The 8,178-nt window shown below is 61.2% G+C and carries 7 protein-coding genes; 5 read left to right on the top strand and 2 right to left on the bottom strand.

Annotated features, from left to right (window positions below):
* The first annotated feature begins 285 nt into the window (after positions 1–285).
* Positions 286–1,629: an aminodeoxychorismate synthase component I gene (gene pabB, locus AC07YV_RS29410; RefSeq protein ID WP_102702771.1), complete on the top strand. Its 1,344-nt coding sequence runs from the start codon at positions 286–288 to the stop codon at positions 1,627–1,629.
* 90 nt (positions 1,630–1,719) lie between these two features.
* Here pabB and thrH read toward each other — a convergent pair whose 3' ends face one another.
* Positions 1,720–2,337: a bifunctional phosphoserine phosphatase/homoserine phosphotransferase ThrH gene (gene thrH, locus AC07YV_RS29405; RefSeq protein WP_102702772.1), complete on the bottom strand. Its 618-nt coding sequence runs from the start codon at positions 2,335–2,337 to the stop codon at positions 1,720–1,722.
* 173 nt (positions 2,338–2,510) lie between these two features.
* Between thrH and AC07YV_RS29400 the strand changes: the two genes are divergently transcribed.
* The 3 genes from AC07YV_RS29400 (at position 2,511) to AC07YV_RS29390 (ending at position 6,144) form a co-directional block, all read left to right on the top strand.
* Positions 2,511–3,251 (top strand): phosphoadenylyl-sulfate reductase, encoded by a 741-nt coding sequence (locus tag AC07YV_RS29400; protein WP_102673279.1) that lies wholly within the window; start codon positions 2,511–2,513, stop codon positions 3,249–3,251.
* Positions 3,252–3,817: 566 nt separating this feature from the next.
* Positions 3,818–5,359 carry an NCS1 family nucleobase:cation symporter-1 gene (locus AC07YV_RS29395; protein ID WP_102702773.1) on the top strand — a complete coding sequence of 514 codons (1,542 nt, stop codon included), beginning with the start codon at positions 3,818–3,820 and terminating at the stop codon, positions 5,357–5,359.
* A gap of 56 nt (positions 5,360–5,415) precedes the next feature.
* The gene (locus tag AC07YV_RS29390) at positions 5,416–6,144 is read left to right on the top strand and encodes an aspartate/glutamate racemase family protein (RefSeq protein ID WP_102702774.1); all 729 of its coding nucleotides are present in this window, start codon (positions 5,416–5,418) and stop codon (positions 6,142–6,144) included.
* Between the two features lie 147 nt (positions 6,145–6,291).
* Here AC07YV_RS29390 and AC07YV_RS29385 read toward each other — a convergent pair whose 3' ends face one another.
* The gene (locus tag AC07YV_RS29385; RefSeq protein ID WP_102702775.1) at positions 6,292–7,215 is read right to left on the bottom strand and encodes a LysR family transcriptional regulator; all 924 of its coding nucleotides are present in this window, start codon (positions 7,213–7,215) and stop codon (positions 6,292–6,294) included.
* 124 nt (positions 7,216–7,339) lie between these two features.
* Here AC07YV_RS29385 and AC07YV_RS29380 point away from each other — a divergent pair, with 124 nt between their 5' ends.
* Positions 7,340–8,086, top strand: a complete 747-nt coding sequence (locus tag AC07YV_RS29380; RefSeq protein ID WP_102702776.1) for a 3-oxoacyl-ACP reductase family protein — start codon at positions 7,340–7,342, stop codon at positions 8,084–8,086.
* Positions 8,087–8,178: the final 92 nt, after the last annotated feature.

The following is an 8,178-nucleotide window of genomic DNA, read 5'->3' as shown; positions in this document are numbered from 1 at the left end:
CTACCGGTCGCCGGTAGCTATGGAGAAACTGGCGGCATGAAACCGTAACTGGTGTCCAAAATTAGTTGACCAGTTCAAGCTCGCTCCCACAAGAGCAGCACTGAACCCTGTGGGAGCGAGCTTGCTCGCGATGGACCAGAGAGCGCCACGGGGTGTCAGGCTCCCAGCGTCATCGTTCACGACCATCGCGAGCAAGCTCGCTCCTACACTCCATCCCCCTCTAGGAGCAATTCTCCGAGAGGACTACAATCGCCACCCCGCCTCGATGGCTGATCTCCCCCGCCCATGTTGACCTGCTCCGTACACCCGCTGCCCTATCGCGCCAACCCCGCCCAGTACTTCGCGGCGATTCGCCATGCCCCCGGCGCCGTGCTGCTCGACAGCGGCCGCCCCAGCGCCGACCGCGGCCGCTATGACCTGCTCAGCGCCTGGCCGCTGGAACAACTGACGGTAGCGCCCGACGAAAGTGGCGAGGCTTTCCTGCAGCGCCTGCGCGATAACCTGACGCGCCTGGGCGAAGCCTCTTTGCCGGCACCTTATGAGTTGCCGTTTGCCGGTGGGTTGATCGGCTACCTGAGTTACGACTTCGGCCGACATCTGGAGCGCCTGCCGAGCCAGGCCAGTGACGACCTGCATCTGCCCGACGCGCGTTTCGGCCTGTACGGCTGGGCATTGGTCAGCGATCACCTTGCGCTGACCAGCCAGTTGGTGTTCCACCCGACCCTGCCCGACAGCGAACGTCAGCGCCTGATCGAGCTGTTCAGCCAACCGGCACCTGAAGCGGTTGCGCCCTTCAAACTGCTCACCCCGATGACCGCCGACTTGAGCGCTGACGAGTATCAACAGGCCATCGAGCGCATCCAGCAGTACATTCAGGCCGGCGACTGTTATCAGGTCAATTTCGCCCAACGGTTTCGCGCGCCCTGCCAGGGCGATCCGTGGGCCGCCTACTGCGCCTTGCGCGCCGCGTGCCCGACGCCTTTTTCCGGCTTCCAGAGCTTGCCTGACGGCGATGCCATCCTCAGCCTGTCGCCGGAGCGCTTCGTCAAAGTCAGCCAGCGCCATGTGGAAACCCGCCCGATCAAGGGCACTCGGCCTCGGGGCCTGACGCCTGGGCAAGACGCCGCGAACGCCGCCGAACTGCTGGCCAGCCCCAAGGACCGCGCGGAAAACCTGATGATCGTCGACCTGCTGCGCAACGATCTCGGCCGGACCTGCCGCATCGGCTCGGTCCGGGTACCGGAGTTGTTCAGCCTGGAAAGTTACCCGAACGTGCATCACCTGGTGAGCAGCGTCACCGGTGAACTGGCGGATGATCGCGACGCTCTGGACCTGATCGCCGGCAGCTTCCCCGGCGGTTCGATCACCGGCGCACCAAAAATTCGCGCGATGCAGATCATCGACGAACTGGAGCCGACCCGACGCGGCCTGTATTGCGGATCGTTGCTGTACCTGGACGTGCGCGGCGAGATGGACAGCTCCATCGCCATACGCAGTTTGCTGGTCAAGGACGGGCAGGTGTGTTGCTGGGGCGGCGGCGGGATAGTCGCGGATTCCGAGTGGCAGGCCGAATATCAGGAATCGATCACCAAGGTGAAAATCCTGCTGGAAACGCTGCATAACCTGTAGGAGCTGCCGAAGGCTGCGATCTTTTGATCTTGCCTTTAAAAAACAAAATCAGAAGATCGCAGCCTTCGGCAGCTCCTACAGGGATCGGGTTTACAGGCTCAAAGTGCGGTTCGAAGCTTTGATGAACTCTTGCTTGAGCTCTTCAAACGTATGCACCGCCGGGAACTGCGGGAACTCGGCAATCACGTTATCCGGCGCATGGAACAGGATCCCGGCATCGGCCTCGCCCAGCATCGTGGTGTCGTTGTAGGAATCCCCCGCCGCGATCACTCGATAGTAGAGGCTCTTGAAGGCCAGGACCGACTGACGCTTGGGATCTTTCTGACGCAGTTGATAGCCCGTGACTCGCCCGCTGTCGTCGGTAATCAGGCGATGGCAGAGCAAGGTGGGGAAGCCCAGTTGGCGCATCAACGGCTGGGAGAACTCATAGAAGGTGTCCGACAGGATCACCACCTGGAAGCGCTCGCGCAGCCAGTCGACGAACTCGATGGCGCCGTCCAGCGGCTTGAGCGTGGCGATCACTTCCTGAATGTCGGAGAGCTTCAGGCCGTGCTCGTCGAGAATCCGCAGGCGTTGCTTCATCAGCACGTCGTAGTCGGGAATGTCCCGGGTGGTGGCCCTGAGGGATTCGATCCCGGTTTTTTCGGCGAAGGCGATCCAGATTTCCGGGACCAGCACACCTTCAAGATCCAGACAGGCAATTTCCACAAGACACTCCCATTTGTATTGATTATTGAGTCGAGCGAGCCAAAAGATTGCCGAACTCTAGCGATTCGGGCCTGCCTGCGCAACGCAGAGGATGCCCCGGCCCGCGCAGCTTTTTGTTACCATCGGCCCCATATAGAGCGCCCAGCGCCACCGACCTGTAGGAAGCCGCCCTGATGAGCCCAACGTTCGACGTCGTGGAACTCGCCACGACCTATGCCAACAAATCCGCCCAGGACATCCTGAAACTCGCGTTTGCCGAGTTCGGCGATGACCTGTGGATATCTTTCAGCGGTGCCGAGGACGTGGTGCTGGTGGACATGGCCTGGAAGCTGAACAAGAACGTCAAGGTGTTCAGCCTCGACACCGGCCGCTTGCACCCCGAGACCTACCGCTTCATCGATCAGGTGCGCGAGCACTACAAGATCGACATCGAACTGGTGTCGCCGGACTACACGAAACTTGAACCCTTCGTGAAGGAAAAAGGCCTGTTCAGCTTCTACAAGGACGGCCATGGCGAGTGCTGCGGCATCCGCAAGATCGAACCGCTGCGCCGCAAGCTGTCCGGCGTGAAAGCCTGGGCCACCGGCCAGCGTCGGGACCAGAGCCCCGGCACCCGCAGCGCCGTCGCGGTGATGGAAATCGACACCGCGTTCTCCACTGCGGAACGCACCCTGTACAAGTTCAACCCGCTCGCGCAAATGACCAGCGAAGAGATCTGGGGCTACATCCGCATGCTGGAGCTGCCGTACAACAGCCTGCACGAACGCGGCTTCATCAGCATCGGTTGCGAACCCTGCACCCGCCCGGTGCTGCCGAACCAGCATGAGCGTGAAGGCCGCTGGTGGTGGGAAGAAGCGACGCAGAAGGAATGCGGGCTGCACGCGGGGAACATCATCAGCAAGTCCAAAGCGTAAGCCCACTGTAGGAGCGAGCCTGCTCGCGATGGTCGTCAACGATAACGCGGGGTGCCTGATACCCCGCTGCGTTCTCGGGTTCATCGCGAGCAAGCTCGCTCCTACAGTGTTATCTGCAGCTTCAAAAAATGTGTACACACGATTGTCACCATAGGTGCCATTTGTGTGTGCACTTTTAGTTTCTACGCCCCAAAAAGTTACATTCCTCCCCCCGACGTGCGCCGCCACGCCCTCCTGAACCCCCTATTCAAAATAAATACCTGTTCAAACGGTCAATTTATATTGTCAATTTTTCAATAACTTGGCGAAAAGCCATAACAAAACGAAATGAACAGCGCCGTTCATAGAACGCTCGGCTGGCATGGATCTGGCTTAAGTGCATACATGTTTTGTATACAATCACCTCAAAACATACACACACTTTAGATCCGCAAGCCTGAAGCGCCCTATCCCGTACAGGCTGCAGATGCCCCGTAACCAATGATATTCGCCACCCGCGACGAAGATTTGTCGAGCCAAGGCTCATGCACAGTCATCGCGGCGTCGAGCATCAGGAGCCTGCCGGAATGCGTACTAGTCTCTCCAACAACAATATCGCGCTGGATCTACCCTCCCCCCATTCCACCCACACCGCCGACAATCAGGCGCATCAGTCCCCTGTGGTGCTCAGTCCCCGACTGCACAACAAGGACCTCGCACCGACCAAGGCCGAAGGCCGGCGCTGGGGCCGCTACAGCATCTTTGCCTTGTGGACCAACGACGTTCACAACATTGCCAACTACTCCTTTGCCATCGGCCTGTATGCCCTGGGCCTGGGTGGCTGGCAGATCCTGTTGTCCCTGGGGATCGGAGCGGCGCTGGTGTATTGCTTCATGAACCTGTCCGGCTACATGGGGCAAAAGACCGGGGTTCCGTTTCCGGTCATCAGCCGGATCAGTTTCGGCATTCACGGGGCGCAGATTCCTGCGTTGATCCGCGCCGTGATCGCCATCGCCTGGTTCGGTATTCAGACGTACCTCGCCTCCGTCGTCTTTCGCGTGCTGTTGACGGCGATCCATCCCGGGTTCGCCGACTACGACCACGACTCGATCCTCGGCCTGTCGACCCTGGGCTGGGTGTGTTTCGTCGCGATCTGGTTCGTGCAACTGGCGATCCTGGCCTATGGCATGGAGATGGTGCGCCGCTACGAGGCGTTTGCCGGCCCGGTGATTCTGCTGACCGTTGCCGCCCTCGCCGCGTGGATGTACTTGCAGGCCAACGCGACCATTGCCTGGTCGATCCGTGAGCCGCTGACCGGTGGTGAGATGTGGCGCAATATCTTTGCCGGTGGCGCACTGTGGCTGGCGATCTACGGCACCTTGATCCTCAATTTCTGCGACTTCGCCCGCTCTTCACCGTGCCGCAAGACCATCAAGGTCGGAAATTTCTGGGGCTTGCCGGTGAATATCCTGGTGTTCGCCGGCATCACTGTCCTGCTGTGCGGCGCGCAGTTCCAGATCAACGGCCGGATCATCGAAAGCCCGACCGAAATCATCGCCTCGATCCCCAACACCTTCTTTTTGGTACTCGGTTGCCTGGCGTTCCTGATCGTCACCGTGGCGGTGAACATCATGGCCAACTTCGTCGCCCCGGCGTTCGTCCTCAGTAACCTGGCGCCGAAGTACCTGACGTTCCGTCGCGCCGGACTGATCAGCGCGACCATCGCCGTGCTGATCCTGCCGTGGAACCTCTACAACAGCCCGCTGGTGATCGTGTATTTCCTGTCCGGCCTCGGTGCCCTGCTCGGCCCGTTGTACGGCGTGATCATGGTCGACTACTGGCTGCTACGAAAAGGCCAGGTCAATGTGCCGCAGTTGTACAGCGAAGACCCCAACGGCCCTTATTACTACAGCCGCGGGGTTAATTTGCGCGCGGTGGCGGCGTTCATTCCCGCGGCCCTGATCGCCATCGTCCTGGCCCTGGTGCCCGGGTTCCACAGCGTGTCGCCGTTCTCCTGGTTGATTGGTGCCGGCATCGCCGGAATGCTCTACCTGATCATCGCCAAGCGCCAAGCGCACTACGCCGATGTCAGCGGCGAAGCCATCGCGGTTGAAAACGCCAGCCATTAACTCCATGGCGGCCCGGCAAAGTCGGGCCGCAGAACCATCCGCAATAAGGACTCCCCATGCGCATTCTCGTGGTCAACGTCAACACCACCGAATCCATCACCCAGGCCATCGCCCGCTCGGCACAGGCCGTCGCGTCTCCCGGAACGGAAATCGTCGGCCTCACCCCGCACTTCGGCGCCGACTCCATCGAGGGCAACTTCGAAAGTTACCTGGCGGCCATCGCGGTCATGGACCGGGTGATGTCCTACGACCAGCCGTTCGACGCGGTGATCCAGGCCGGCTACGGCGAGCACGGCCGCGAAGGCTTGCAGGAGCTGCTTAACGTGCCGGTGGTGGACATCACCGATGCTGCCGCCAGCACGGCGATGTTTCTCGGTCACGCCTATTCCGTGGTCACCACCCTCGACCGCACCGTGCCGCTGATCGAAGACCGCCTCAAGCTCTCCGGCCTGTGGGACCGTTGCGCCTCGGTACGAGCCAGTGGCCTGGCGGTGCTGGAGCTGGAACATGAACCGCAGCGCGCACTGGAAGCCATCGTGCATCAGGCCGAACTGGCGGTGACCCAGGACAAGGCCGAAGTGATCTGCCTCGGTTGCGGTGGCATGGCCGGGCTGGACGAGCAGATTCGCCGGCGTACCGGGGTACCGGTGGTGGATGGAGTGACGGCGGCGGTGACCATTGCCGAATCGTTGGTGCGGTTGGGGCTGTCGACCTCGAAAGTGCGGACCTATGCGACGCCGCGGCCGAAAAACATCATTGGCTGGTCGGCGCGGTTTGCCCGGTGAGTTCGCAACCGTTGACCGAGGTGCCCCCTTCGCGAGCAAGCCCGCTCCCACAGTGGATCTGTGCTGAATACAGATGTTGTGTTCACAACAGATCAAATGTGGGAGCGGGCTTGCTCGCGAAGGGGGCACCTCGGTCCCAAGCCTGACTCAAACCGCACTGAACCTCTGCCCCAACCCCCGCTCGGCAAACTGCTCGATGATGAAATCGACAAACGCCCGGGTCTTGCCGGGCAGCAGCTTGTGTTCGGCGTAATAGATGGAGGTGTAGCCGTCGTCGATGTACCAGTCAGGCAACACCCGCTGCAACCTGCCCGCCTCCAGGTAACCCGAGGCGAACGGCATACTCACCAGCGCAATGCCCAGGCCTTGTGCGGCGGCGACGCAGGCGGCCTCTGAATCGCTCATGGTCATCCGCGCCTTGAGCGTCAACGGGCTGTGTTGCTGATTGCGATGGGTCAACTGCCAGGAGCGCACGCGACCGGTTTGCGGCGAGCGGATCAGAATCCCGTCGTGGTGCTTGAGGTCGTCCGGCTCAGTGATTGACGCATGTGCCGCCAGGTAATCCGGCGAAGCCACCAATACCCGATGCGCCGGACTCAGCTTGCGCGCGACTACGCCCTGGGGTAATTCGAAGCCACCGCCGATTGCCGCGTCAAACCCCTGCCCGATCAGATCGACCTGGCGGTTGTCGAAGTGCCAGTCCGGGTTGATCGCCGGGAATCGCCGCAGAAACTCGCCGAGCATCGGCACTATGTACAGGCAACCGAATACCGTCCCCATGCTGACCTTCAACGTACCCGCTGGCTGCCCACCGGCGCTGGCGAGATTGGCCACGGCATTCTGGATAGTGTGCAGGCTGGTGCTGACTTCGCCGAGAAACAACTGACCGGCCTCGGTCAGCGTCAGGCTGCGCGTGCTGCGCTGAAACAATCTGACGCCCAGGCGCGCCTCAAGCTTGGCAACGCTCTTGCCCACCGCCGCCGGTGTCAGGCTCAAGCGTCGCGCCGCTTCGGCGAAGCTGCCGACCTCGGCGCTGCGTACAAAGCATTCGATACTGCTGAAGGTTTCCATAGGCGCCACTATAAACTTTTGGTTTACACAGACTATCGCAATTATGGTCTACACAGCTCGTAATCCTGAATCGATACTAGCCTCCATCAACCGGGACATCTCGCCTCGGAACTTGGAGATCGACATGACTACTCAGAACCTCAGCGGCAAAGTGGCATTGATTCAAGGTGGTTCCCGCGGTATCGGTGCAGCCATCGTCAAGCGCCTGGCCGCTGAAGGCGCGACCGTTGCCTTCACTTATGTCAGCTCGACAGCCAAAGCTGAAGAGTTGCAACACAGCATCACCGCCAAGGGCGGCAAAGCCCTGGCCATCAAGGCCGACAGCGCCGACGCCGACGCGATCCGCGGCGCCGTGTCCGCCACGGTGGAAGCCTTCGGTCGCCTGGATATCCTGGTCAACAATGCAGGCGTACTGGCCGTCGCGCCGCTGGCCGAGTTCAAACTCGAAGACTTCGACCAGACCCTGGCCATCAACGTACGCAGCGTGTTCATTGCCACCCAGGCCGCCGCCAGACACATGACCGAAGGCGGTCGCATCATCAACATCGGCAGCACCAACGCCGACCGCATGCCCTTTGCCGGTGGCGGCCCGTACGCCATGAGCAAGTCGGCACTGGTCGGCCTGACCAAAGGCCTGGCCCGTGACCTCGGCCCGCAAGGCATCACCATCAATAACGTGCAGCCGGGGCCGGTCGACACCGACATGAACCCGGCCGAGGGTGACTTTGCGGAAAGCCTGATCCCGCTGATGGCCGTGGGCCGTTACGGCAAGGCTGAAGAGATCGCCAGCTTCGTCGCCTACCTCGTCAGCCCGGAAGCCGGCTACATCACCGGGGCCAGCCTGACAATCGACGGTGGCTTCGGCGCCTGATGCGTTGAACGCATAGCAAAATGTGGGAGCGGGCTTGCTCGCGAAGGCGGTGTGTCATTCGACATTAAGGTGACTGACACACCGCCTTCGCG

Source organism: Pseudomonas sp. GW456-E7, assembly GCF_059424105.1.
This window is presented reverse-complemented; position numbering and strand designations above follow the sequence as displayed.